At 60.2% G+C, this 24,620-nt stretch carries 22 protein-coding genes; 11 read left to right on the top strand and 11 right to left on the bottom strand.

Annotated elements, in window-relative coordinates; genetic code table 11:
- Window positions 1–49: 49 nt before the first annotated feature.
- Window positions 50–2,386 carry a glucose/quinate/shikimate family membrane-bound PQQ-dependent dehydrogenase gene (locus EGT36_RS19760; protein WP_006698058.1) on the top strand — a complete coding sequence of 779 codons (2,337 nt, stop codon included), beginning with the start codon at window positions 50–52 and terminating at the stop codon, window positions 2,384–2,386.
- Window positions 2,387–2,462: 76 nt separating this feature from the next.
- Here EGT36_RS19760 and EGT36_RS19755 read toward each other — a convergent pair whose 3' ends face one another.
- Window positions 2,463–2,963, bottom strand: coding sequence for a YciE/YciF ferroxidase family protein (locus EGT36_RS19755; protein ID WP_004437899.1), 501 nt, complete (start codon window positions 2,961–2,963; stop codon window positions 2,463–2,465).
- Window positions 2,964–3,137: 174 nt separating this feature from the next.
- Between EGT36_RS19755 and EGT36_RS19750 the strand changes: the two genes are divergently transcribed.
- Window positions 3,138–3,623, top strand: a complete 486-nt coding sequence (locus tag EGT36_RS19750) for an MgtC/SapB family protein (protein WP_004437902.1) — start codon at window positions 3,138–3,140, stop codon at window positions 3,621–3,623.
- Window positions 3,624–3,629: 6 nt separating this feature from the next.
- On the opposite strand, the gene EGT36_RS19745 is transcribed toward EGT36_RS19750, so the two are convergent.
- Genes EGT36_RS19745 through EGT36_RS19720 form a run of 6 tightly spaced genes read right to left on the bottom strand, consistent with a single transcriptional unit; the run spans window position 3,630 to window position 7,508 of the window.
- Window positions 3,630–4,856, bottom strand: coding sequence for an NAD(P)/FAD-dependent oxidoreductase (locus tag EGT36_RS19745; protein WP_037090647.1), 1,227 nt, complete (start codon window positions 4,854–4,856; stop codon window positions 3,630–3,632).
- A 19-nt stretch (window positions 4,857–4,875) separates the two neighbouring features.
- Window positions 4,876–5,286 (bottom strand): TIGR02588 family protein, encoded by a 411-nt coding sequence (locus tag EGT36_RS19740; RefSeq protein ID WP_004437907.1) that lies wholly within the window; start codon window positions 5,284–5,286, stop codon window positions 4,876–4,878.
- A 7-nt stretch (window positions 5,287–5,293) separates the two neighbouring features.
- On the bottom strand, window positions 5,294–6,154 hold the full coding sequence (locus EGT36_RS19735; RefSeq protein WP_108081678.1) for a TIGR02587 family membrane protein: 861 nt from the start codon (window positions 6,152–6,154) through the stop codon (window positions 5,294–5,296).
- Between the two features lie 53 nt (window positions 6,155–6,207).
- Entirely contained in the window at window positions 6,208–6,648 is a 441-nt protein-coding gene (locus EGT36_RS19730) for a PPC domain-containing DNA-binding protein (protein ID WP_037090650.1), read from the bottom strand.
- 60 nt (window positions 6,649–6,708) lie between these two features.
- Entirely contained in the window at window positions 6,709–7,269 is a 561-nt protein-coding gene (locus EGT36_RS19725) for a DJ-1/PfpI/YhbO family deglycase/protease (protein ID WP_004437914.1), read from the bottom strand.
- A gap of 17 nt (window positions 7,270–7,286) precedes the next feature.
- Window positions 7,287–7,508: a hypothetical protein gene (locus tag EGT36_RS19720; protein ID WP_004437916.1), complete on the bottom strand. Its 222-nt coding sequence runs from the start codon at window positions 7,506–7,508 to the stop codon at window positions 7,287–7,289.
- 44 nt (window positions 7,509–7,552) lie between these two features.
- Between EGT36_RS19720 and EGT36_RS30575 the strand changes: the two genes are divergently transcribed.
- The 4 genes from EGT36_RS30575 to EGT36_RS19700 are packed head-to-tail and all read left to right on the top strand — an operon-like array spanning window position 7,553 to window position 11,548.
- Entirely contained in the window at window positions 7,553–7,783 is a 231-nt protein-coding gene (locus EGT36_RS30575; RefSeq protein WP_004437918.1) for a hypothetical protein, read from the top strand.
- Between the two features lie 15 nt (window positions 7,784–7,798).
- Complete coding sequence (locus EGT36_RS19710) at window positions 7,799–8,617, top strand: N-formylglutamate amidohydrolase (protein ID WP_022563483.1); 819 nt, start codon at window positions 7,799–7,801, stop codon at window positions 8,615–8,617.
- Window positions 8,614–10,491, top strand: a complete 1,878-nt coding sequence (locus EGT36_RS19705; protein WP_072495045.1) for a flavohemoglobin expression-modulating QEGLA motif protein — start codon at window positions 8,614–8,616, stop codon at window positions 10,489–10,491. Before EGT36_RS19710 ends, EGT36_RS19705 begins: the two co-directional genes overlap by 4 nt.
- 10 nt (window positions 10,492–10,501) lie before the next feature.
- Entirely contained in the window at window positions 10,502–11,548 is a 1,047-nt protein-coding gene (locus tag EGT36_RS19700; RefSeq protein WP_004437928.1) for a glutathione synthase, read from the top strand.
- Here EGT36_RS19700 and EGT36_RS19695 read toward each other — a convergent pair whose 3' ends face one another.
- Window positions 11,549–12,571 carry an NAD-dependent epimerase gene (locus tag EGT36_RS19695; protein WP_004437932.1) on the bottom strand — a complete coding sequence of 341 codons (1,023 nt, stop codon included), beginning with the start codon at window positions 12,569–12,571 and terminating at the stop codon, window positions 11,549–11,551.
- Window positions 12,572–12,654: 83 nt separating this feature from the next.
- Window positions 12,655–13,986, bottom strand: coding sequence for a UDP-glucose dehydrogenase family protein (locus EGT36_RS19690; protein ID WP_037090656.1), 1,332 nt, complete (start codon window positions 13,984–13,986; stop codon window positions 12,655–12,657).
- A 386-nt stretch (window positions 13,987–14,372) separates the two neighbouring features.
- Here EGT36_RS19690 and EGT36_RS19685 point away from each other — a divergent pair, with 386 nt between their 5' ends.
- Window positions 14,373–15,260: a DMT family transporter gene (locus tag EGT36_RS19685; RefSeq protein WP_004437937.1), complete on the top strand. Its 888-nt coding sequence runs from the start codon at window positions 14,373–14,375 to the stop codon at window positions 15,258–15,260.
- 9 nt (window positions 15,261–15,269) lie between these two features.
- Here EGT36_RS19685 and EGT36_RS19680 read toward each other — a convergent pair whose 3' ends face one another.
- Entirely contained in the window at window positions 15,270–16,172 is a 903-nt protein-coding gene (locus tag EGT36_RS19680; protein ID WP_037090657.1) for a LysR family transcriptional regulator, read from the bottom strand.
- A 213-nt stretch (window positions 16,173–16,385) separates the two neighbouring features.
- On the opposite strand from EGT36_RS19680, the gene amaB reads away from it, so the two are divergent.
- The 4 genes from amaB to EGT36_RS19660 all read left to right on the top strand — a co-directional run bounded on the left by amaB (window position 16,386) and on the right by EGT36_RS19660 (window position 20,755).
- The gene (amaB, locus tag EGT36_RS19675) at window positions 16,386–17,915 is read left to right on the top strand and encodes an L-piperidine-6-carboxylate dehydrogenase (RefSeq protein WP_037090658.1); all 1,530 of its coding nucleotides are present in this window, start codon (window positions 16,386–16,388) and stop codon (window positions 17,913–17,915) included.
- Window positions 17,916–18,169: 254 nt separating this feature from the next.
- Window positions 18,170–19,123 carry an aliphatic sulfonate ABC transporter substrate-binding protein gene (locus tag EGT36_RS19670; RefSeq protein WP_125270884.1) on the top strand — a complete coding sequence of 318 codons (954 nt, stop codon included), beginning with the start codon at window positions 18,170–18,172 and terminating at the stop codon, window positions 19,121–19,123.
- A gap of 16 nt (window positions 19,124–19,139) precedes the next feature.
- Window positions 19,140–19,919, top strand: coding sequence for an ABC transporter permease subunit (locus tag EGT36_RS19665; RefSeq protein ID WP_107341467.1), 780 nt, complete (start codon window positions 19,140–19,142; stop codon window positions 19,917–19,919).
- An 8-nt stretch (window positions 19,920–19,927) separates the two neighbouring features.
- Window positions 19,928–20,755, top strand: a complete 828-nt coding sequence (locus EGT36_RS19660) for an ABC transporter ATP-binding protein (RefSeq protein WP_125270883.1) — start codon at window positions 19,928–19,930, stop codon at window positions 20,753–20,755.
- A 43-nt stretch (window positions 20,756–20,798) separates the two neighbouring features.
- On the opposite strand, the gene putA is transcribed toward EGT36_RS19660, so the two are convergent.
- Complete coding sequence (putA, locus tag EGT36_RS19655) at window positions 20,799–24,473, bottom strand: trifunctional transcriptional regulator/proline dehydrogenase/L-glutamate gamma-semialdehyde dehydrogenase (RefSeq protein WP_072495053.1); 3,675 nt, start codon at window positions 24,471–24,473, stop codon at window positions 20,799–20,801.
- Window positions 24,474–24,620 lie beyond the last annotated feature (147 nt).

Below are 24,620 nucleotides of genomic sequence, written 5' to 3'. Positions count from 1 at the left end.
GCTCCCGATTTCATTTCACACAAAGTGACAGGAATCGGGGGTTTCATTCATGGCAGTCACCGTCACTGCAGTTTTTCTCACGCTCATCGGCCTTGCGCTGTTCGGTTTCGGCTCCCAGCTTGTGATGCTTGGGGGCAGTTTTTATTATGTGCTTTCCGGACTGGCCTTTCTGTTGACGGCCGTTCTGCTCTTCAAGCGCAATCGCGCAGCACTTCACGTCTATGCCGTCTTCATTGTCGCAACACTTGCGTGGGCCGTCTGGGAAGTCGGTTTTGACTGGTGGCAGCTTGGCCCGCGCGGCGGTTTTATCATTGTGATAGGCCTCTGGCTCCTGGTGCCCTGGGTGAGGAAGCCACTCGGTTTTGCAAGCCCGACGGGGCTGAGCTATGGGCCGAATGCCTGGCCGCTGGCGCTTTCCGTTCTCGCTTCCATCGCGGTTGCCGGATATTCGATGGCACAGGACCCGCATGATCAGCCAGGGTCCTTGCCGCAGGAAACGGCATCCGCGACGCCCGCCTATGGCGGCAATGTGCCTGACGGTGACTGGCATCAATATGGCCGCACGCCCTATGGGCAGCGTTATTCCCCACTGACCCAGGTCAATGTCGACAATGTTTCGCAATTGAAGGAAGCGTGGCGTTACCAGACCGGCGACGTGAAGCTGCCGGACGATGTGGGCGAAACCACCTATCAGGTGACGCCGCTCAAGATCGGCAATACGCTTTTCATCTGCACGCCGCATAATTGGGCCATCGCCATCGATGCCGCGACAGGCAAGGAAAAATGGAAATACGATCCGAATGTCGGCCTCAATCCGGATCGCCAGCACCAGACGTGCCGCGGCGTGTCCTATTATGCCGAACCGGGTGCCGCGCCGGGAACGGCCTGCGCCGAGCGGGTCTATCTGCCCACGTCGGATGCACGGTTGATCGCGCTCGATGCCGCCACCGGCCAGGTTTGCACCTCCTTTGCCGATCAGGGTGTGCTGCATCTCGAGCAGGGCATGAAATATAATCCCGCCGGCTATTATTATTCGACATCGCCGCCCGTGATTGCTGCGGGCAAGATCATCATCGGCGGCGCGGTGAATGACAATTACTCCACGCAGGAACAGTCCGGCGTGATCCGCGCTTTCGATGTGAACAGCGGTGCGCTCATCTGGAACTGGGATTCCGGGAACCCGCAAAAGACCGAGCCGATTGCGGCCGGTGAGACCTACACGACCAACTCGCCGAACAGCTGGTCCGTCTTCAGTTATGACGAAGGCCTCGGGCTCGTTTATGTCCCGCTCGGTAATCAGGTCCCGGACCAGCTCGGCATGGGCCGCAGCGAGAATGTGGAGAAATATTCTTCCTCCATCGTCGCGCTCGATATCAATACGGGCAAGGATCGCTGGGTGCGCCAGACGGTTCATCACGATCTCTGGGACATGGATGTGCCGGCCCAGCCGGTGTTGCTCGACATAACCAAGGATGGTCAGACCGTTCCTGCGCTCGTCGGGCCAACGAAGCAGGGGGATATCTACGTTCTCGACCGGCGCACCGGCGAGCCGCTTCTGCCGATCACGGAGGAGCCAGCCCCGGGCGGTGCGATCCCCGAGGACTTTACCTCGCCGACGCAGCCGACAACGGCCCTCTCGTTCAAGCCGGAGCCATTGCAGGAAAAGGACATGTGGGGCGTCTCCATGTTCGACCAGCTCGCCTGCCGCATCCGCTTCCATCAGCTGAACTACAAGGGCCGCTACACCCCGCCGTCACTGACCGGCTCGATCATCTATCCCGGCAATTTCGGCACTTTCAACTGGGGCAGTGTGGCTGTGGATCCTGAAAGGCAGGTCATGTTCGGTATGCCGACCTATCTCGCCTTCACCTCCCAGCTCGTCCCGCGCGATCAGATTCCGCCGAAGGGTCAGGACGAAAAGGGCAGCGAGCAGGGTCTGAACCGTAATGACGGTGCGCCCTATGGCGTTTTCATGGGACCGTTCCTCGGCCCGCTGCAGATTCCCTGCCAGGCGCCGCCGTGGGGTTATGTCGCCGGCGCGGACCTGCGCACCGGGGATGTGGCCTACAAGCACAAGAACGGTACGGTCTATGACATGACCCCGCTGCCGCTCCCCTTCAAGGTGGGCGTGCCGGGAATTGGCGGACCGATGATCACCAAGGGCGGCGTAGCCTTCCTGGGTGCCGCAGTGGATAATTATCTGCGGGCTTATGACCTCACCACCGGCAAGCAGCTCTGGGAAGCGCGCCTGCCCGCCGGCGGTCAGGCAACGCCGATGACCTATGCACTGGAAGACGGCAAGCAATATGTGGTGATGGTTGCGGGCGGTCACGGTTCCGTCGGGACCAAACCGGGCGACTACGTCATCGCCTACACCCTGCCGTAACCTTCAGGCTACGACGACAATAAAAAACCGGAATGGCTGACCATTCCGGTTTTTCTTTGAGCCGATGCGGATGGCGTCAGGCGGCCTTCTTCTCGGCCGCGGCGTTCACCGAAGTCTTGGCAAGCGCGGTCAGCGCGTCGTCTGTCTTCGACTCTTCCTTAAGAGTGGCATCGAGCAGCGACACCGCCTTGGTATGGCCGAGCTTTTCCGCCCAGGCCTTCAGCGTGCCGTAGCGGGCGATTTCATAGTGTTCGACCGCCTGGGCGGATGAGACGAGACCGGCGTCGAGGGCGGCGGTGCCCTTGAAATCCTCCATGATTTCCTCGCCCTCGGCGATGATGCCCTGGATGGCTTCGCAGGTCTTGCCCTGGGCGCGCTTGCCAATGATCTCGAATACTTCCTGCAGGCGCTCTACGTGGCCCTGCGTTTCTTCCTTGTGCTTTTCGAAAGCCTGCTTCAGCTTCGGGTCGGTCGCCGCCCGCGCCATTTTCGGCAGGGCTTTCAGGATCTGCCTTTCGGCGTAGTAGATGTCCTTCAGCGTGTCGTAAAACAGGTCGTCGAGTTTCTTCTCGGCCATTGGTCCTTCTCCCATGAAGTGGAAATGCACGATGTGCGCTCATGCGCACGGGAAACAAACTTTCAGCTGCTCCTATGGTTCCGGTTCGGTTGTACGCAACGTTTATATTGCTGTGCGGAACCATCGCGCCTTTTCGAACTTAGTGTGGAGAAATTTCCGGGAGGAGACGCGACAGTGCCCCAAAGCCTTGCAGAAGAATTTTCCATGAATATTTCCATTCCGTTCGAGGTGCTGCTGGTGCGCGTGTTCGGCGCGGTCATCCTGTGCGGCCTGATCGGTCTGGAGCGCGAATTTCACAAAAACACCGCTGGTCTGCGCACCAATATGCTCATCGGCCTTGCCGCCGTCACTTTCTGCGTCATCACCATCCATATGATGGAAACGATGGCGGAAGGGCATGAGGCAGCGCGGCTCGATCCCATCCGACTGGTGGAAGCCGTAACCGCCGGTATCGCCTTTCTCGCCGCAGGTGTGGTCGTTTACACCAAGGGCGACGTCAAGGGGCTGACGACGGGCGCAAGCATGTGGCTTTCGGCGGCGATCGGCCTCTCGGCCGGTCTTGGCATGTGGCCGCTCGCTCTGCTCGCCGCAGCAATGGGCATCGTCGTATTATGGACGCTTCGCCGTATCCAGGTGGTAACCGGTATCAAGGATGAATGACCGGCATCAGCGGAAGTGAAAAAGATCGGCGTCGGGGTCGGTACCGCCATTGATGGTGGCGGCCACGATTTCGGCGGCGATCTGGCTGAAAGTGATGCCGTTGCCGCCGAACCCCATCACCGCATAGACATTCTTCATGCCCGGAACGAGGCCGATCAGCGGCAGGCCCGTGGTGGTCGTACCAAAGGCTCCCGCCCAGCGATAATCGGGTTCGCCGATATCCACGCCCAGCAGTTTTTCAATCTTGCGGCGGATCGTTCGCGTCTTGCCTGCCAGCTTGCTCTTCGACTGATAGGAGACAGGATTTTCCTCGTCCTCGCCGCCGGCAATCACTCGTCCCTCACGGTCGGTTCGCAGATAGAGATAGGGGTCTGCCGCCTCCCATACGATGTGGCTTTGCAGCCAGTCCGGCAGATCCAGCCCTTTCCTGCTGGCCAGCGCCCAGGTGGAAATGATCCGGTGTGTCGGGCTTTCAAGCGCTTTCAAGAACTCATACCCGGTGCAAAATACGATGTTGCCGGCGGAGAGGATTTTCCCGTTGGCAGTGGCGACGATTACTTCGTCGCCAACGTTTCTGAGATCGGTGATTTCCAGAGAAGCGACGATTTCCGCTCCAGCGCTCGCGGTATGGCGCAGCAGACCCGCTGTCAACTGGGCGGGATTGGCGGAGGCCGATATGTCGCTGACGATGGCGGCGGTCCGCTCCAAGCCATAATGCTCTCTCAGTTGCGCGGCACCGAGAAACTCAGCCTCGATGCCGGCTTCTGCGCGGGCATCCGCCTCTGCCTTCAGAGCGCGCGAACCCATATCGTCACCGGCGAGGTACAGTGCCTGTTTTCGCCTCATGCCGCAGGAAATATTGAGCGAGGTGACGATTTCCTCCAGACGAAGAACCGCGCGCGCCGAGCGCTGCCAAGCCCTGTCTGCGGCCTTCCTGCCGATCATCGTCCGGAGTTTCGTCAGCGGCGTGTCGATCTCGTGCTGTATCATTGCGGTGCTCGCCATGCTGCTTCCTTTGACGGGTTCGCGTCGGTCAACGATCAGCATGGATCGTCCCGGGCGATGCAGCGAGTGGGCTACCAGCGCGCCGCTGATGCCGGTCCCGACAACGATTGTGTCGTAGTGGTTGTCTTTCGGCGTCTTGCCGCTTCTGACACTGATCCGCGGCGTATCGGCCCAGAGCGGGGTTGACTCCCTGAGGTCGCGTTCCTTCGTCAGGTCTGATGCGGTCATGAAATGGTCCTGAAAACTGTCACGGTTCGGTATAGCCGGCGACGTTGATGATAAGCCTCCCGCCTGCGGGATCGTTGCGGAAGAAAAGCGTTCCGCTGTCGCGCGATTCCGAGGCAACGTAATCGAATGTCACGTCCGCGCTTTCCTGCGTGCCGCCGTCCTGCTGCAGATCTCCGCGCACCTGCACCTGCGCCGCCGTCGTCATGGAGAGATTGCGGATATCGAATTTCACCCGATATTGCCCCGGCTCACCGTTAACGTCTGTCACGGCGATCTCGAAGCGGGCGTCGTCCGGTTCGTAGCGATAGATGTCGTAGAGGATCCAGCCGAGCATGGCGGCGACGAGCAGGGTGCAGATGGCGCCCGTGACCCATTCGATCCAGTGCGGATCGGAACTTTCCGTGTGTTTTCCATCCTTGGAGATTGTCATCATGTCCTCACAGGATCAACCGGGCCGAGGCGGCGCCGATCGAGGCGGGAACGCCGAGAATGACGGCGGCATTCAATATCTGCGACAGGGAGGTGTGGTCGAGGCGTTCGAAAGTCCAGAGCGTGTAGATGCTGATGCCGATGGCGATGACGTAGCCCGGCAGGGTGAAGCGGATGAAGGATTGCCACCATTTCTGTCCCTCGTGGAGCCGATGCGAGCCCTTGAAATGAAGCGCGTAGACGAAACCATGCATGATGGCGATCGACAGCAGGCACAGGGCGAGAATGTGATAGGGGGTCACCTTATAGGCGATGAGGATCATTTCTTCCGTCGGCGCGACGTTGAGGTTCAGAAAGAGCGCACCCACCACCATCATGAAAAGCTCGTGCAGATATCCGGTCTCGCCCGAATATTCGCCTTTCTCTTCATCCTGCTCATCGGAATGCTGTCCAAGCTGGCTGCGGCCAAGCAGGGCGCCTATGCTCGCGGGAACGGATTGTAACGCAACCTTTGTGACGATGTTGGAGGCGGTGATCTGGTCGTTGAGGACACCGAACAGCAGAAGTGCGGCCGCGCTCACCGCGACGCCCAGCCCGTAGGCGGTTATTGCGTCTCGCGCCGCCTGGCTCCAGGAGTGAATATTCTCGAACCCGATCCGACGGGCGAGAAGTAGGAGGAGCGGCAGGTTGAGGACGCAAAGCAGCAGGAGCCGCCATGGGCTGATGTAAAGGCCCAGAAACCACATCTCCATGGTCATCAGCATGGGCAGGGCAAACAGCAATGCGCCCGCCGTTCCTCGCGCCAGACCTGTCAGAAACTGTCTGACCTCGTCGTCGCCTTCACCGTCCCCATCGATTGTCGCCGCCATGCCATCCCCCGTGTGAAGAGATAACGCAATGGCGTTTTTCCGGTTCCGCGGGATTATTTCGCGGGGTCGATGAGGGCTATGCCGAAGTCACTGATATAGCTGCGTCGCAGTTCTGCGGGTGTTTCGCGGATAACCACCTCCAGTGTCGGTCGTACCACGCCTTTCAGAAAGTGCCCGCCCCTGGTCGAGCCATCGGCAAAGCCCAGAACGACATGCAGGTGCGGGTTCGGCGTATCGTTTTCGTCAAGGGTAATATCGCCGAGCAGGCTCAGGACCTCGCTCTGTTCCGTCACGGGTATTTCTTTGTATTCTCGCGATGAAAGGTCGAAAAACGCAAGCGTCGCGGTGGAGAAGGCACCGATCGCCGTCACCGACGCCGCGTTGATGTTTTCGGTCCGCGCAAAGCGGCGGATCGCGTCGAATGCCTCTTCTTCCGGCTCGATCACGAGAATGAAGGTACGTTCGGCGGCGCTCGCCAGCAATCTGCTTTTCATGACTTCCTCCCAAAAAAAGTGCCGCCGTAAGCCGGCGGCACAAAGGAATTGCGGAGTGTATCAGGCGGCACGGCGCTCGTGGCGACCTTCCTCCACCTCTTCGACGATCTTGGCCACAAAGGCATCAAGGTCATCGGGGCTGCGGGAGGTTATGATCCCCTTGTCGGTAACCACCTTTTCATCCTTCCAGTTGGCGCCGGCGTTTTTCAGGTCGGTCTTGATCGACCAATAGGATGTGGCGTCACGGCCGCGAAGGGCGTCGGCTTCGACCAGAAGCCAGGGCGCGTGGCAGATGGCCGCTACCACCTTGCCGGATTTCAGAAAATCGCGGACCACCCGCATGGCGTCTTCGTCATGGCGCAGCACGTCCGGATTGATCTGGCCGCCGGGAAGCACCAGCGCATCGAAATCATCCGGGCGAACGCTTTTCGCGAGGAGATCGACGGCAATACTGTCGCCCCAGTCCTTTTCATCCCAGCTTTTGATCTCTCCTTCCTTGATAGAGGCGATCTTTACATCCGCGCCTTTGGCCTTGAGCTGATCGTAGGGCACCCTGAGCTCCGAGCGTTCATAGCCGTCGGTTGCCAGGATAAGAATTTTTGCGGCGTTAATAGCAGTCATATCTGTCTCCTTTAGGTTCAATCTTCCTTGTCGGAATTCACGGAGGGGAGGAAAAATTCCACGTCCTTGCGGCGTTCCGCGTCGAGCGGTTCGATGTGCGTCTGCCAGAATGTCTCGGCTGCAGCTGGTTCGTGCTCCCATTGGCGCACAAATGTCTTGTTGTCGTCGATCATCACCTGACGCGTGCCGCCGAGCCGCAGATATTCTTCCGCAAGTTTGCGCGTTTCGGTTTTTTCCATGTCGCGGCTCCTAGTGTGTGGAATCGGGAACGGAGGGACGCCGGATGGGTAAGAAGCTCGACTGCCGTTTCGTTGGCCACCGGGAGAAAACGGAAAAACCCCGATGTTCTTCAGCGCCATCATGTCCGTTTGACACGGCGGCCCTCCTGCCAGAACAACGTGAGCTTTCCGGTATGGTTCCGCAGTTTTTTGACGGCGCATGCGTGCTGCGGCCCAATAAATCGCGCGCAATTTTTGCCGGAACAAACGGGCCGCTTGTGCTGTTTTACCCCTGATGCAGGGGAGGCAGCATGGTAGCCAGACACAGCGACGGCAAGGATGAAAATACGGGCTTCTGGACGATCGGGTTTGGCAATTCGCCGGTTATCGGCACGGCCATCCATGACGGTCACCGCATACGGCCAGATATAGCCGGGCTGATGGCCCTTTCGGGCGAACAACGCCTGAGAGAGGAAGATCCGTTCACCGGCGACATGATTGCGGGATTGACCAACCGCGTCATTGTGCACCACTCACGTTTCGAAATCGACCTCAACCGCGCCGCCGATCAAGCCATCTATCTGAAGCCGGAACAATCCTGGGGGCTTGAGGTATGGAAACAGGAGCCTGCGCCGGCAGCGGTCCGGCAATCTCTGGATTTCCACGCGGATTATTACGCGATGCTGGAAAATACGCTGGCCGCGCTCGAACGGCGGCACGGCGCTTTTGTCGTGCTAGACGTGCACACCTACAACCATCGCCGGCAGGGTCCGGCTGCGCCGCCGACCACGCCTGCGGAAGCACCCGATATCAATATCGGCACCTTTTCCATGGACCGCAGCCGCTGGAACGATATCGTCAGCGCCGTCGGTCATCATTTCGCGTCAGCGACCATTGCCGGACGCCGTCTTGATGTCCGCGAGAACGTGGCGTTTCAGGGCAAGGGGGAACAGACCCGTTTCATTCACGAGCGTTTCGCGGAAAACGGCTGTGCCATCGCCATCGAGTTCAAGAAATTCTTTATGGACGAATGGACAGGAAAGCCGGACAGGCGCGTAGTGTCGGAAATACGGGACATGATCACGGCACTTCAGCCCGTTGTCGAGGAATGTCTGAGGTCGCGGCGATGAATGTTTCTGCCGCCCGTGATGTCCCTTCTCCCACTGCCGAGCTGGTGGATGACGTGACATCCTGCCTCCAGGCAGGCAAGGCAATACGTCGCGATATCGGCAAAGACGGCCGGCTTCATATCGACCGGCCACTACCTTTCCTGTGCCTGCATCTGACCGGCGGCACGAAAGATCTTGCCGCGCGCGACATTGCCGCCGCTCACGCTTCCTATCTCATTGCTTCGACCGTTCAGGAGGCCGCGCCGTTGATCGAGGCCGTGGGTACGGCCATGCGGGAGCGTTTCGGCGCCTTCATCGTGCTCGATATCGGTGAGTTGGAGCACGACATCCTGCTTGCCGACGATTCACCCTTCTTACCGCATTATGAGGTCTCCGTTTCGGCAACAGCCGAACCGGAAACACAAAAGGCCCGTCGGGTATTCATCAAGGCTGTGTGTGACGCCGAGGTACGGTTTCGTACACCGCGCATCACCCGGCCCGAGCCGGAAGGCGACCCGATCCTCCGGTTTCAGAATGCAGGACTGGACTTTCCCTGTATCAGTGTCCGTTTCGCGCCGATCTATAGACAGCCGGAATCCGGTGCCGATTATCCGGGCCTGCGCGAGACGATGATCGCCGATCTTTTCGACGCGGGCCTGCAAGCCTTCTCGTCATTCTCTGCAGGGATGGACGCGCTCAAGGTGACCAGCCACAGGGCGCTCGGCCGCAAGGCCTTCGTCGATGCGGTCAGGCGCGCAGACAGGTCCATCGACGATATCGTATCGTCCTTCGATTTCCTTCTCTCCGTCACGCCAATCAATGCCCGCCGGGCCTTCGAGGAATTTCGGGACGGCAGCTTCCAGTTCGCGCCGCGTCTTCTCTACCGGCCGTTGGGCGTCGATGTCGAGGAGCAGAAGCGAAAGCTCTATTCGGTGGTTTTCGATCATCTGGAAGATCCGGTGCTTTACCATCTCTATCGGGAGAAACAGCAGGAGATCGATCTGCAACTGACGATGCTGGCCAATCTGCACCGGCGCACTTTCACGGATTTTTCCCGCGCCCTCTATGGCGCCGTCGAACCTGCGCTGCTGACGCTGGCGCTGCGGGTGCTGGAGGATTGTCCTCGCCGGGAGGAGGGCGGCGAAATCGCGATGGTAGATTGTTACGCCGTCGCACGGAAGTCGCGTGAGATGGTCGAGTCCTACTTGGCCGAGGAGCCGGGCTTCAAGGCACGGGTGGAAATCCGCGACGACCTGCCGCCGGGTCTGATGGTGACGGGCGAGAAACTTCTGATTTCCCGGCACACCGTTATGGAACAGCGCCGTGTCGAAGCGCTCCTGTCGCATGAGATCGGTGTGCATCTCCTCACCTATTTCAATGGGTCGTTTCAGGGGCTCAGGCTCTTTCGCACCGGCCTCTCCGGCTATGAGGGCGTGCAGGAAGGGCTGGCGGTGCTCGCGGAGCATCTGGCTGGCGGAATGACGCGCGAGCGCCTGCGGCTGATTGCGGCCCGCGTCGTCGGCTGTGCCGCCATGCTGGATGGCGCCAGCTTTGTGGAGACGTTCCGGCTCATGACCCGCGACCATGGTTTTGATGAGGCTGGCGCCTTCAACATGACGTTGCGCATCTATCGCGGCGGCGGCCTCTCGAAGGACGCGATCTATCTGCGCGGGCTGGCCGAGGTGCTGGACCATCTGCGCAAGGGCGGTGCGCTCGATCCGTTCTGGATGGGCAAGATAGCCGCCCAGCATTTCCCGGTCATGCAGGAGCTTGCCCTGCGCGGCCTTTTGCGCCCGCCAGGCGTCAGGCCCGCATTCCTGCTGCCGGCCAGGGCCAACGAGCGTCTGGAAAAAATCCGGGCGGGAATATCCATTGCCGAACTCGCGACATTATAGGAGGGGCTTCATGCGTATCGCATTTTTCGTCAATTCGATTGAAACCGAGGGGCCGAATTTTGCAACCGGCCTGCTGGCCATGGCGGCGCTCAATCGCGGCCATGAGGTTATCTATCTGACGCCGGGTGACTTTACCCTGCGTTCGGATGACAGCCTGACGATCCATGCCACGGTGCTGCCGAAGGCGAAATACAAGAAATCCGAAGCGTTTCATGCTGCTCTTCAGGACAAGACGCTGGAACGGCGGACCATGGATGTCGAGGAGGTCGATGCTCTGATGCTGCGCAACGATCCCTCGCTCGACCAGACCACACGGCCCTGGGCGGTCCATGCCGGCATCCTGTTCGGTCGGCTCGCCGAACAGCGCGGTGTCGTCGTACTGAACGATCCCGAAGGTCTGGCGCTGGCGCAGAACAAGCTCTATTTCCAGAGCTTTCCCGAAATCGTCCGGCCGACCACGATTATTTCGCGCAATGTGGATGAAATCCGAGCCTTCGCCGATGCCCATCCAAAAGGCGTCATCGTCAAGCCGCTGCAGGGCTCCGGCGGCAAGAACGTCTTCAAGATCGGCTCCAGCAAGGAAACCAATCTCAACCAGATTTTCGAAGCCGTCAGCCTCGAGGGTTATCTGATCGCGCAGGCCTATCTGCCGGCTGCTAAGGACGGCGATATCCGCTTCTTCATGATGAATGGCCGGCCGCTGATGCGCGACGGCAAATATGCCGCCCTTCGCCGTGTGCCTGCAAAAGGCGATCTGCGTTCCAACATCCACGCCCGCGGTACGGCGGAGGCCGTGAAGGTGACAGACGACATCGTGGCGCTTGCCGAAATGGTGCGGCCGAAGCTGGTGGAGGACGGCATGTTCCTTGTCGGACTTGATATCGTCGGTGACAAGATACTGGAGGTGAACGTGTTTTCGCCGGGCGGACTTTCCAATATCCGCGACCTCACGGATATGGATTTCAGCGACACGATCATAGAGGCAGTGGAAACCAAGATCGCCATGCAGAGCGCGTCCGGCGGCACCATCTCCAATCGCCTGCTGGCAACGCTGTAGTTATTCCTGCAGCGAGGAGGATTGCATCTGCCGATACCAGGCGACGAGGGCTTTGATGCCCTCTTCGACCGACGTCTGCGGCACGTAGCCGGTAAGGGCTCTCAAAAGATCGGGCGAGGCGAAAGTGCGGGGAACGTCACCCTGCTGCATCGGCAGCATGTTGCGGACCGCCGGTTTCCCAACCGCTTTTTCGACCGTCTCGACGAAATGCATCAATTCCACCGGCTGGCCGCCGCCAATATTGACCACGCGGAACGGTGCATGGTGGGAGAGCGTGTCGGTGACGCCTTCTTGTGTGACGCGGTTTTCCTCGGAAGGGATGACCGCGCTCAGTCGGACGATGCCCTCCACCAGGTCGTCGATATAGGTGAAGTCGCGGCTCATTTTGCCTTGACCGTAGATATCGATCGGGCGGCCGTTCGAGATGGCGTCGACGAATTTGATCGGCGCCATGTCCGGCCGCCCCCAAGGACCGTAGACTGTAAAGAAACGAAAGGCGGTGGTGGGCAGCTTGTGCAGATGGGCATAACTGTGCGCCATCAGTTCCATCGACTTCTTGGTGGCGGCGTAAAGCGTCATCGGCTCATCGGCCTTGTCGCTTTCCGCAAACGGGATTTTCTCATTGGCGCCGTAGATGGAGGAGGTCGATGCCAGCATCAGGTGCTTGACATCAAGGCTTCTGGCAAGCTCCAGCATGTTGAACGAGCCAAGGAGATTGGAATCGACATAGGCGCGGGGATTTTCAAGGCTGTAACGCACACCCGCCTGGGCGGCGAGATGAATGATGATTTCAGGCTCGGCGGCGTCGGCCGCGCGCTTCAGCGCATCCTTATCCTCGAGCATGCCGATCTCCGCCCGGAAGCCGTTGGAGCGGGAAAGAATGGCGTGACGCTTTTCCTTGAGGCTGACATCGTAATATTTCGTCATGCCGTCGAAGCCGGTGACGAAATGACCAGCATCGAGCAGACGCTTGGCGACGTAAAAGCCGATAAAGCCTGCTGTGCCGGTGACCAGATAACGCATGATGATTTCCCGAATCCATTGGTGCGTCTGCGGTTAAACCGAAACGCAGAAAACCTTTTGATGAAACTGCGATGGCGACGCCTTCAAGCGTCGTTATCCGAACCGCTTTCCTGCGGGCGACCGACGGCGGCATAGATGAAGCCATGGGCGGCGACTTCGTCGGTGCGGTAAATATTGCGTAAATCCACCAGCACCGGGCTTTTCATGATCGCCTTGAGGCGCGGCAGGTCGAGGGCGCGGAACTGGTTCCACTCCGTCACGATGACCACCGCGTCAGCGCCTTCCGCAGCCTCATAAGGCCCGGTTGCGTAATCGATGTCCTCGATCAGATGGCGGGCATTCGCCATGCCTTCCGGGTCGTAACCCACCACCTTCGCGCCCCCGTCCTGCAGGGTCTGGATGATGGCGATCGCCGGGCTGTCGCGCATGTCGTCGGTATTCGGCTTGAAGGTGAGGCCTAGCACGGCGATCTTCTTGCCGCGCACGTCGCCGCCCACCGCGTTGATGACCTTGCGGCCCATGGCGCGCTTGCGGTTGTCGTTGATGGCGATGGTGGTTTCGATCAGCCGCACCGGCGCATCATAATCCTGCGCGGTCTTGGCGAGCGCCAGCGTATCCTTCGGAAAACAGGAGCCGCCATAACCAGGGCCGGCATGCAGGAATTTCGGGCCGATACGGCCATCGAGGCCAATACCGCGCGAGACATCCTGCACATTGGCGCCAACCTTTTCGCACAGATCGGCCATTTCGTTGATGAAGGTGATCTTCATCGCCAGAAAGGCGTTGGCGGCGTATTTGATGAGTTCGGAAGCGCGTCTGGTGGTGAAGAGCAGCGGCGACTGGTTGAGATAAAGCGGGCGGTAAACCTCGGTCATGACCGGCCGGGCACGTTCATCCGACAGGCCGACGACGATACGGTCCGGCCGCTTGAAATCCTCTATCGCCGCACCTTCACGCAGAAATTCCGGGTTGGAAACCACGGCGAAATCGGCCGAGGGGTTTTCCTCATGGATAATTCGTTCCACTTCGTCGCCGGTGCCGACGGGAACGGTGGATTTGGTGACGATTACGGTAAAACCATCCAGCGCATGGGCAATTTCCTTTGCCGCTGCATAGACATAACCGAGATCGGCATGGCCGTCCCCGCGCCGCGAAGGCGTGCCGACCGCGATGAAGACCACGTCGGCCTTGGCAACGGCGGCGGAAAGATCGGTGGTGAAGCTCAACCGCCCGGCTTTGGCATTGTTGGCGACGATGGTCTCCAGACCCGGCTCGAAGATCGGGATATGGCCATTTTTCAAGGCTTCGATCTTTTCCGGCATCTTGTCGACGCAAACCACGTCATGGCCGAAATCTGCAAAACACGCGCCGGACACAAGGCCGACATAACCCGAACCGATCATCACAATCCGCATTCTTTTTCCTTTCGGTTAGCGAGGCCATGGTAACGCAGCAATATAAGCCAGGGAAATCATCGAGTGAAAATCGCAGGATAATATTTAGCCGCCTTCATGCCCGCCGCCAAGCGCCGCGATCAACACCGGCTAACGTCTTTCCATGACGGGGATGTGATGGCGGTGACGGGACAAATTTGCCGCACCTTGCAGCCATTTGCACCGGTCGCGTTCAATCGGACCATTTTACGATTTTTCCGGCTTGCACTCATAGGTAGCCGGGTCTAGCCATAGGGAGAGGATCAAAATCTGCCAGACTGTCTGTCCCCCGGAGTGGGGGCGTCCGGGTCGCGTTCCACGCGGCTGGGAGAAGTTTTGCGTTGCGGTCGATTTTCGGGGACGTTTAAATGCAAAAGGGTTTTCTGCTCGGTCTGTTCGCCTACGCGACCTTTTCCATGGGCGATGCCACCATCAAGTCGCTTGGATCGCAGATCAGCGTTTTCGAAATCGGCTTTTTCAGCATCCTGTTCTCCGGCATCTTCATCTTCTTCAGCAAACCGCGCGAGGAAAGGTGGCGTGAGTTCTGGCGCATGAGCCGGCCGTTCGCGGTGCACGGTCGCGCCATTTCCGGCCTGTTCGCGGGTATTTTCGGTATTTATGCCTTCACCACCATTCCGCTGGCGGAAGCCTATGCGCTGATCTTCCTGTCACCGCTCTTCGTAACCGTCCTTTCCGCCGTCGTGCTGAAGGAGAATATCGGCCCATGGCGCTGGGCTGCGGTTCTGGCGGGCATCGTGGGCGTCATCCTCGTCGTGCGGCCGGGTTTCAAGACGCTGGAACTTGGGCATATCGCCGCAATCGGCGTCGCCTTCCTGGCGGCCATGACCATCGTGCTTTTGCGCTCGCTTGCGGGCAAGGAAAAGCGCACCTCGATCATGGGTGTGCTGCTGGTCTACGGCCTCACCTTCAACGGCATTGCCTCCATTCCCGATTTTGTCATGCCCAACCTGCACCAGCTGCTGGCCTTTGCCTTTATCGGGCTTTGCACGGCGACAGGGCAGATCACGCTTCTGGTGGCAACCCGCATTGCACCGGCAAGCCAGATCGCCCCTTCGCATTATTCGCAAATCCTCTGGGCAGTCGCGATGGGCATGGCCTTCTTCCACGAATATCCTGACGCCATTGCGGTACTTGGGCTCGCCGTCATCGCCGCATCCGGGCTGCTGACAATGATCCGCGAAAAGGTCAGGCTCGGCACGGTGCGCTGGAACCCGTTTTTCCGCAATCGCCTCTAATGCGCACAGCTATAACGGCTTGCCAACCTGATCCAGCAGCCAGGCCTGAAAGGCACGGGCGAGCGCATTGTCCTGCCGCCCTTCCGGCAGGGCGACATAATAGCTCTTGTCGGTCTGCAACGGCATATCGAAAACGATTTCGAGGCGGCCGGAGGAAAGTTCGGCCTCGATGAGATATTTCGGCAGAAGGGCGAAACCGATACCGCTCGCGGCGGCTTCGATGATCATGGAGAACTGGTCGAAACGGCTGCCCTGATAGGCATTGTCGGCCATCACCCCGTTCATTTCCAGCCACTCCGTCCACAGTTTCGGGCGCGTGGTGACGTGCAGCAATGGCTGCCGCGTCAGGTCTTCAGGCCGCGTCACTGCCGCATGGCGCAGCAGGGCAGGGCTGGCGACGGGTACGATCACCTCATCGCACAGGAATGTGCAGGTGCCATGTGCCCAGACCGGTTGGCCGTAGTGAATGGCCAGATCGAAGCCCTCCTCGTCGAAATCGAAGGGATGGGAGCGCGAGCCGATTGTGATCGTCATATCCGGGTTGGCGTCGATGAAGCGGTGCAGGCGCGGCATCAGCCAGCGGCTGCCGAAGGTCGGCAGCGTCGCGACGGAGAGCGATGCATGTGAGGTCCCGGCAGAAACCGCACGCACCATCAGCTGCTCGGATTGCTGCAACAGGCGCCGCACATCGGGCAGGAATTTGCGCCCCGCCTCTGAAAGGACCACCCGTCTGCGGATACGCTCGAAAAGCTGCATCCCCGTCTGCGCTTCGAGTTCGCCGATCTGTCGGCTGACAGCGCTCTGCGTGAGGTTGAGTTCTTCGGCAGCGCGGGTAAAATTGCCATGCCGTGCGGCGCATTCGAACGCCTGCAGGGTGACGATGTCAGGGACCAGTCTTCTACGCGGATCCATTCCATTCTCGCATCAACTTACCCGCTTTCCTCATTGGAAAAGGGTCATAATGCCCATATATGATTACGGGAAAGAATGGAACGGGGTTTTGCCGAGTTCGACGGAGCGAGTTCCCAGAACATATAACGAATTCCGGGGAAAGAAGAGCGACGGGAGTTGAAGGCGCCGTATCAAGGCGGCCTTTCCTCCCTCTCAGCCAGAAGGACGATTGATATGGATGCAACCACGAAGCTCGACGTGAAACAGGAAGCCGCCGCCCTGCTCGAGAGGATGGGCGTTGCCCGCGATCTCTACACTGGCGGCGACATGGCCTCTTTCAGCCCGGTGACAGGCGAGCGGATTGCAAGTCTGAAGACCGTGTCGGTCGAGGGCGTAGCGGCCGTGATCGACAGGGCGGACGCTGCCTTCAAGACATGGCGTAATGTTCCCGCGCCGCGCCGGGGTGAGCTGATCCGGCTGCTTGGTGAAGAACTGCGCGCTTTCAAGGCCGATCTCGGCCGTCTCGTGTCGCTGGAAGCGGGCAAAATCCCGTCAGAAGGTCTGGGCGAAGTGCAGGAGATGATCGATATCTGCGATTTCGCGGTCGGTCTTTCCCGCCAGCTTTATGGCCTCACCATCGCCACCGAACGCCCCGGCCACCGGATGATGGAAACCTGGCATCCGCTCGGCGTCGTCGGCGTCATCTCCGCCTTCAACTTCCCCGTCGCCGTCTGGTCGTGGAATGCCGCACTTGCCCTCGTCTGCGGTAATTCGGTCGTCTGGAAGCCGTCCGAAAAGACGCCGCTGACGGCGCTTGCCGTTCAGGGCATTTTCGAACGCGCTGCCGCCCGCTTCGGCGACGCGCCGGAAGGTCTGTCCCAACTGCTGATCGGCGATCGCGCGGTCGGCGAGGCATTGGTGGATAATCCCAAGGTGCCGCTGGTTTCGGCCACCGGCTCCACGCGCATGGGCCGTGATGTCGGGCCGCGTCTGGCGAAACGCTTCGCCCGTGCCATTCTTGAACTCGGTGGCAACAATGCCGGCATCGTCTGCCCCTCCGCCGATCTCGATATGGCGTTGCGCGCCATCGCCTTCGGTGCGATGGGCACGGCCGGCCAGCGCTGCACCACGCTTCGCCGCCTTTTCGTGCATGACAGCGTTTATGATGAACTCGTGCCACGCCTGAAAAAGGCCTATGCTTCCGTCTCCGTCGGCAACCCGCTGGAAACCTCCGCACTCGTAGGCCCGCTGGTCGACAAGGCGGCATTCGAGGCCATGCAGAAAGCCCTCGAAGCGGCCAAGGCGGCTGGCGGCGTGGTGAATGGGGGCGGGCGCGTGGATACGGGTGCGGCAGATGCCTATTATGTGAAACCGGCGCTGGTCGAAATGCCGAAGCAGGTTGGCCCCGTTCTGGAAGAGACTTTCGCCCCGATCCTGTACGTCATGAAGTACAGCGATCTCGATCAGGCGATTGAAGCGCACAACGCCGTTGCCGCCGGTCTTTCGTCGTCCATTTTCACCCGCGACATACAGGAATCGGAACGTTTCCTGTCGTCGGAAGGCTCCGATTGCGGTATCGCCAACGTCAATATCGGCACGTCGGGTGCGGAAATCGGCGGTGCCTTCGGCGGTGAGAAGGAAACTGGCGGCGGCCGTGAATCCGGTTCGGATGCGTGGAAGGCGTATATGCGCCGCGCCACCAACACGATCAACTACTCCAAGGCGCTACCGCTGGCGCAGGGGGTTTCCTTCGATATCGAGTAATCGACTTTTCGATCGCGTTGTCGGAAGAGAAATTGATCCATCATGCCGGTGCGGCTTCCTCCGCGCCGGCATTTCTGTTCGATGGGTCTGACAAGGGCCTCCGCGATGATTTGCGGAAAACATGTGGTTGCGCGAAATTTTATTCCCGCAACATTGCCGATATTGAATTATCGTCTCTCTATCGTTTTAATGGAAAACCATAGCATTGCTCCATATCGTGATCCGGCCAGAGGGGCTGGTGATAAGGAGATGAAATGCCAGCCATCACCCGACGCGCGCTTTCCGCCAGCCTTTTTGCCGTCGCCGCATTCTCCGTCCTGCCGCTGCAGGCAGGGGCGGCGGAAGAGTTGAAGATCGGTTATCAGAAAACCGGACTGCCTGTTATCGCCCGCCAGCAGGGTGTCATCGAAAAGGCGCTCGAAGCCAAGGGCGTGAAGGTTTCATGGGTCGAATTCACCGCAGGCCCGCCGCTGGTGGAAGCCCTGAATGTCGGCTCCATCAATGTCGGCTGGACGGGTGATGCGCCGCCGATCTTCGGCCAGGCAGCGGGTTCGGCCATCGTTTATGTGGCGGCGCTTCCCTCGAACGGTAAGGGCGAGGCGATCTTCACCAAACCCGAAAGCGGCATCAAGTCGGTTGCCGATCTGAAGGGCAAGAAGGTTGGCGTTGGCAAAGGCACCAGTGCACATAACCTGCTCGTCGCGGCTCTGGAAAAGAACGGCCTGAAATTCAGCGATATCGAGGTGACCTATCTCAGTCCTGCCGATGCCGCGGCAGTTTTCGCTAGCGACAAGATCGACGCCTGGGCCGTCTGGGATCCTTTCTATGCGATTGCCGAAACCCGATACAAGCCGGTGACGCTGGCCCGCACCAGCGATGTGCTTGCTGTCAGCACCTATTTCCTCGCCAATCGCGACTACGCCAAATCGCATGGCGACACCATCAACACGACGATCGATGCGCTCGGTGAGGCCGCGAAATGGTCCGCCGCCAATCGCGACAAGGTCGCTGCGGCGCTGCATGAGGTGACGGGTGTTCCGCTGGAGGCGCAGACGCTTGCCGCGAACCGTTCGGAATTCGGCATTACCAGGATCGATGACAAGATCATCGCCAGCCAGCAGGAAACGGCGGATCGCTTTTATCGTCTCGGCCTGATCCCGAAACAGATCAGCATCAAGGATGCCGTCTGGTCGGGCGCCACCAACTGAGCCGGAGGGACATGCCGTGAGCAGCAGTAAGCGCATCGAGTTCGGCGGCATCATCGGCTGGCTGCTTCCCGCACTCATCCTTGCAGGATGGGAAGTGGCGGCGCGCGCGGGGGTGATTTCCGCCAATGTGCTGCCCGCCCCCTCCGCAGTCGCCGAAGCCTTCTGGCGGCTTCTGCTCTCGGGGGAACTCCTCGCCAATATCGGTGTCAGTTCGGCCCGTGCACTCGCCGGTTTCGCCATCGGCGGCTCCATCGGCTTCATCTTCGGGCTGGCGAACGGTCTGTCGAAGTTCTCCCGCAGTTTCACCGATACGACGCTGCAGATGATCCGCAACATTCCGCATCTGGCGCTCATTCCGCTCGTCATCCTGTGGTTCGGCATTGATGAAGAGGCGAAGCTCTTTCTGGTCGCGCTCGGCGTGTTTTTCCCGATCTACATCAACACGCTGCTCGGCATCCAGGGCGTCGATCCGCAACTGGTGGAAATGGGCCGTACCTACGGCATGTCGCCCTTCACGCTGTTCCGGCGGGTCATTTTACCCGGTGCACTGCCCGCCATTTTCACCGGATTGCGTTATGCGCTGGGCATTATGTGGCTGACACTGATCGTGGCGGAAACCATTTCCTCCTCGTCGGGCCTTGGCTACATGGCCATGCAGGCGCGCGAGTTCCTGCTGATCGACGTCGTCGTGCTGTCGATCCTTATCTATGCGCTTCTCGGCAAGCTGGCCGACAGTTTTGCCCGCTTCCTCGAAAGCATCTTCCTGCAATGGCATCCAGCCTTCAAGAAAGTCTGAGGTAACCCATGTCGACCGGTAATGTGACGACGTTGAGACGCCCCGATGCCCAGCCATCCCCGCCGGCAGGAGCGGAGGCAAAGATCGAACCCAGCCCGAAATCGACCGAAGGCAAGGTTGCGTTCAGCTTCCGCAACGTCACGAAGAGCTTCGGCGACAATCCGGTTCTGCGCGGCATTGATCTCGATGTGCGGCAAGGCGAGTTTCTGGCCATTATCGGCAAAAGCGGCTGTGGCAAGAGTACGCTTTTGCGTATTCTGGCCGGCCTCGACACGCCGACGACCGGAACCGTCTCTAAGGATGCCTCAAGCCGCACCCGCATGATGTTTCAGGAGCCGCGTCTTCTGCCGTGGGAGCGTATCGCAAATAACGTTTCAGTGGGATTGACCGGCATCGCCAAGGGCGAGGCGGCGCAGGAACAGGCGCTTGCCATTCTTGAAGAGGTGGGACTGAAAGACCGGGCAGGGGAATGGCCCTATGTGCTTTCCGGCGGCCAGAAGCAGCGTGTTGCGCTGGCGCGGGCGCTTGTCGCCCATCCGCAGATCCTGGCGCTGGATGAGCCGCTCGGCGCGCTCGACGCGCTCACCCGCATCGAAATGCAGCTTTTGCTGGAGCGCATCTGGCGCAAGCAGAAATTCACCGCCGTGCTCGTCACGCATGATGTTTCCGAGGCCGTGGCGCTCGCCGATCGCATTGTCGTCATCGATGAGGGCCGCATCGCACTCGACCTCGATGTGAAGCTGCCGCGTCCGCGCCGCCATGGCACGGCGGAGTTTGCGAGACTGGAAGAGCAGGTTCTGAACCAGCTCTTCGGTCGGGGAGAGGTTACAGGGTAATAATGGGTGTCGCGGCAGGGCCAAGACCCTGCCGCCCCATGTTTTAGCCAATGCTCATTAGGCTGGCATTGCCGCCAGCGGCGGTGGTGTTGACGCTGACGGAGACCTCTTCCACCAGCCAGTCCAGCGTATAGGGCTGGCTTTCCCCGGAAAGCGCTTCCGTGGTAGCGGCCTGAACGAGAACCAGCGGACCGGAAAGAGCCGAGATTTTCCTGTTGATCTCAATCACACGCTCCGCATCGCCTTCAACCAGCGCACCGGCAAAGGGGCCTGACTTTGCCCAGTCATCCGCCCAGACGATGCGTGAGGTGACGGTTGCCGGCAAGCCATAGATCGACTTTTCAAGCCCCGACGCGTTGTCAATGACAACCGCATTTCCAGTCGCAAGCGCTGCCGCGAGCTGGCGGTAAAGCCCCTGTTCGGTTGCCGGGACCAGCAAAACCTTTCCGCGCGGATGCAGCGCATAGACATTGCGCTCACCGACAGGACCCGCCAGCTCGGTTTCGAAACCGAGGCCGGAAAGCGCCGCGGTCTGCCGCGCGGCTTCGGCGGCGACTGTCTCGCCGTTTTCATCCAGCCAGCGGGCGAGATCGACTGCGGCCTGATCCTGCTGGCTGGCGATGCGGTCGATCTTCGGTGCCTTTTGCGTCATGCGCCCGAGATAGAGCGGGCCGCCCGCCTTGGGGCCCGTGCCGGAAAGACCGCGTCCGCCAAACGGCTGTACGCCAACCACCGCGCCGATGATGTTGCGGTTCACATAAAGATTGCCGGCCGCGACACGGGAGAGCACGTGCTGGATGGTATCATCGAGACGTGTGTGCAGACCGAAGGTCAGGCCATAGCCGGTAGCGTTGATCTCATCGATCAGCCGGTCGAGATTGTCGCGCTTGAAGCGGATGACATGCAGCACCGGACCGAAAACTTCGCGTTTCAGATCCGCAAGGGACTTCATCTCGATGATGGTCGGCGGCACGAACGTGCCCTTGCCGGTTTCGCCCGCAAGTGTGATCTGCTCGATGCGGTGACCGAGCGAACGCATGTCCTCGATGTGTTTTTCGATGATTCCCTTGGCCTCGGCGGTGATGACCGGGCCGACATCAACCGAGAGTCGATCGGTGCGGCCGATGCGCAGCTCATGCAGCGCGCCTTTCAGCATGGTCAGTGTGCGGTCCGCAACATCTTCCTGCAGGCAGAGAATGCGCAGCGCCGAGCAGCGCTGACCGGCACTGTCGAAGGCGGAAGCAATGACATCGGCGACGACCTGTTCGGCAAGAGCAGAGGAATCGACGATCATGGCATTCTGGCCGCCGGTTTCGGCAATCAGCGGCACCGGCTGGCCATTCGCCAGAACCCGGCCGGCAAGCTGCCCCTGAATGAGCCGCGCCACTTCCGTGGAGCCGGTGAACATGACGCCTGCCGTCAGCGGCGAGCCGACGAGTGCTGCACCCGTCTTGCCGTCGCCCGGCAGAAGCTGCACAGCGTCTTGCGGAACGCCCGCCTCATGCAGCAGGCGCACGCCCTGGGCGGCGATGAGCGGGGTCTCTTCAGCAGGCTTTGCCAGAACCGGATTACCGGCCACCAGCGCCGCCGTCACCTGACCGATGAAGATGGCGAGCGGGAAGTTCCATGGGCTGATGCAGACGACCGGGCCGAGCGGCTTTTCGCCGGCCGCGAAATTCCTGCGCGCTTCCGCTGCGTAATAACGCAGGAAGTCGATGGCCTCGCGCACCTCGGCAATGGCGTTCGGCATGGATTTTCCCGCCTCGCGCATGACAAGGCCGAGCAGATCGGGCATTTCGGCCTGCATGGCGTCGGCGGCGCGCTCCAGGCAGGCGGCGCGCTCTTCCACAGGGGTGGACGGCCAGTTCGAGGACGCCGCGCGCTGCATGGCCGCTTCCACATCAGCTTCAGTCGGTTCGGTGACGTACCCGACGATATCATTGTGGTCGCCCGGGTTGAGAACCAGCCGCGTTGCGCCGCCCGCTTGCGGTGCGGCCGCTTTCCACTCGGCCGATGCCCCCGCCTTCAGGACCTTGTCGAGGGCAGCGAGTGTCGTTTCGCTGGAGAGATCGAGGCCGGCGGAATTTTTACGTTGCGGCCCGAACAGGTCGGCAGGGGCGGCGATGCGGTCGTGACGTGCGCCGGGAACGTTATGGGCCTTGACGATGGCGACCGGGTCTTCCAGCAGGGAATCCACCGGCACCGCGGGGTCGGCAATGCGGTTGACGAAAGAGGAGTTGGCACCGTTCTCCAGCAAGCGGCGGACGAGGTAGGCCAGCAACGTTTCATGGGTGCCGACCGGGGCGTAGAAGCGGCACGGCCGGTCGAGCTTCCTCTTGCCGACGACCTCGCTGTAAAGCGGTTCGCCCATGCCATGCAGGCACTGGAACTCGTAGTCGCCAAGTTTGAAGTCTGGACCGGCAAGATGATAGATCGTCGCCATGGACTGCGCATTATGGGTCGCAAATTGCGGGAATATCACATCGCGCGCGGCGAGCAGCTTGCGGGCGCAGGCAATGTAGGAGACATCGGTGTGCACCTTGCGGGTAAAGACCGGGAAGTCTTCCAGCCCCTCCACCTGCGCGCGCTTGATTTCGGCGTCCCAGTAGGCGCCCTTGACAAGACGCACCATGATGCGGCGGTTCGAACGGCGGGCAAGGTCGATAATGTAATCCAGAACGAACGGGCAGCGGCGGCCATAGGCCTGCACCACGAAACCGAGGCCGTTCCATCCGGCAAGGTCCTTGTCCAGCGCCAGTTCTTCCAGAAGATCAAGCGACAATTCCAGCCGGTCCGCTTCTTCAGCGTCGATATTCAGGCCGATATCGTATTTTTTGCTAAGCAGCATCAGTGATCTCACGCGGGGCAGAAGCTCTGCCATGACGCGTTCGGCCTGCGCGCGCGCATAACGTGGGTGCAGCGCTGAAAGCTTGATGGAAATGCCCGGACCGCCATAGATACCGCGCCCGGCAGAGGCCTTGCCGATGGCGTGGATGGCGTTTTCATAATCCTTGTAATAACGCTCCGCATCCTTTGCAGTGGTCGCGGCTTCGCCCAGCATGTCGTAGGAGTACTGAAAGCCCTGTTCTTCCAGCGGCCTGGAACGCTTGATCGCTTCCCCAATCGTCTCGCCGGTCACGAACTGCTCGCCCATCATGCGCATCGCCATATCGACGCCGCGGCGGATGACGGGTTCGCCAGCCCGGGCGATCAACTTGGTCAGCGCCGCCGAAAGGCCGCTATCGTTCACCGTCGAGGTGAGCTTGCCGGTGATGACGAGACCCCAGGTGGCCGCATTGACGAAGAGCGAGCGGCCGCCGCCAATATGGGATTTCCAGTCGCCGCGAGCGATCTTGTCGCGGATCAGCGCATCGCGGGTGGCAGTGTCGGGGATGCGCAGCAGTGCCTCGGCGAGGCACATCAAGGCAACACCCTCGTGGCTGGAGAGCGAATATTCCTGGACCAGCCCTTCGACGCCGGTGCCCTTGGTCTTGGCGCGCAATGCTTCGATCAGTTTGCGAGCGGTCTCGCGAATGGCTTTCGCCTGTTCTGCCGTCACCGTCGCCGCCTCGATCAACGGCGCCATGCATTCTTCTTCGGTACGGCGATAGGCGGCAGTGATCGCCTTGCGCAGCAGGGTCTGCTCACGCACCGGCGGCGCAAAATTCTGGAAAATACCACTCGTCACTACACCGGCGTTGCTTGCACCATCGGCCATTCTGAAAATCCTGAAAACGCTGTTGAAGACAGACTGCCGGCGGCAGTGTGTCCTCAGCCCGCCGCTCGTCATCCTTACGCTCACAATATCATTGCCGCGAAAATTGCTATGGCCTTATTTTTAGTATAAAACAGGCAATACGAACTT

It is taken from the genome of Agrobacterium sp. FDAARGOS_525 (assembly GCF_003938925.1).
GTDB lineage: Bacteria > Pseudomonadota > Alphaproteobacteria > Rhizobiales > Rhizobiaceae > Agrobacterium > Agrobacterium pusense.
The sequence above is the reverse complement of the archived record's forward strand: the minus strand, read 5'-3'. Positions and strand labels throughout refer to the sequence as shown.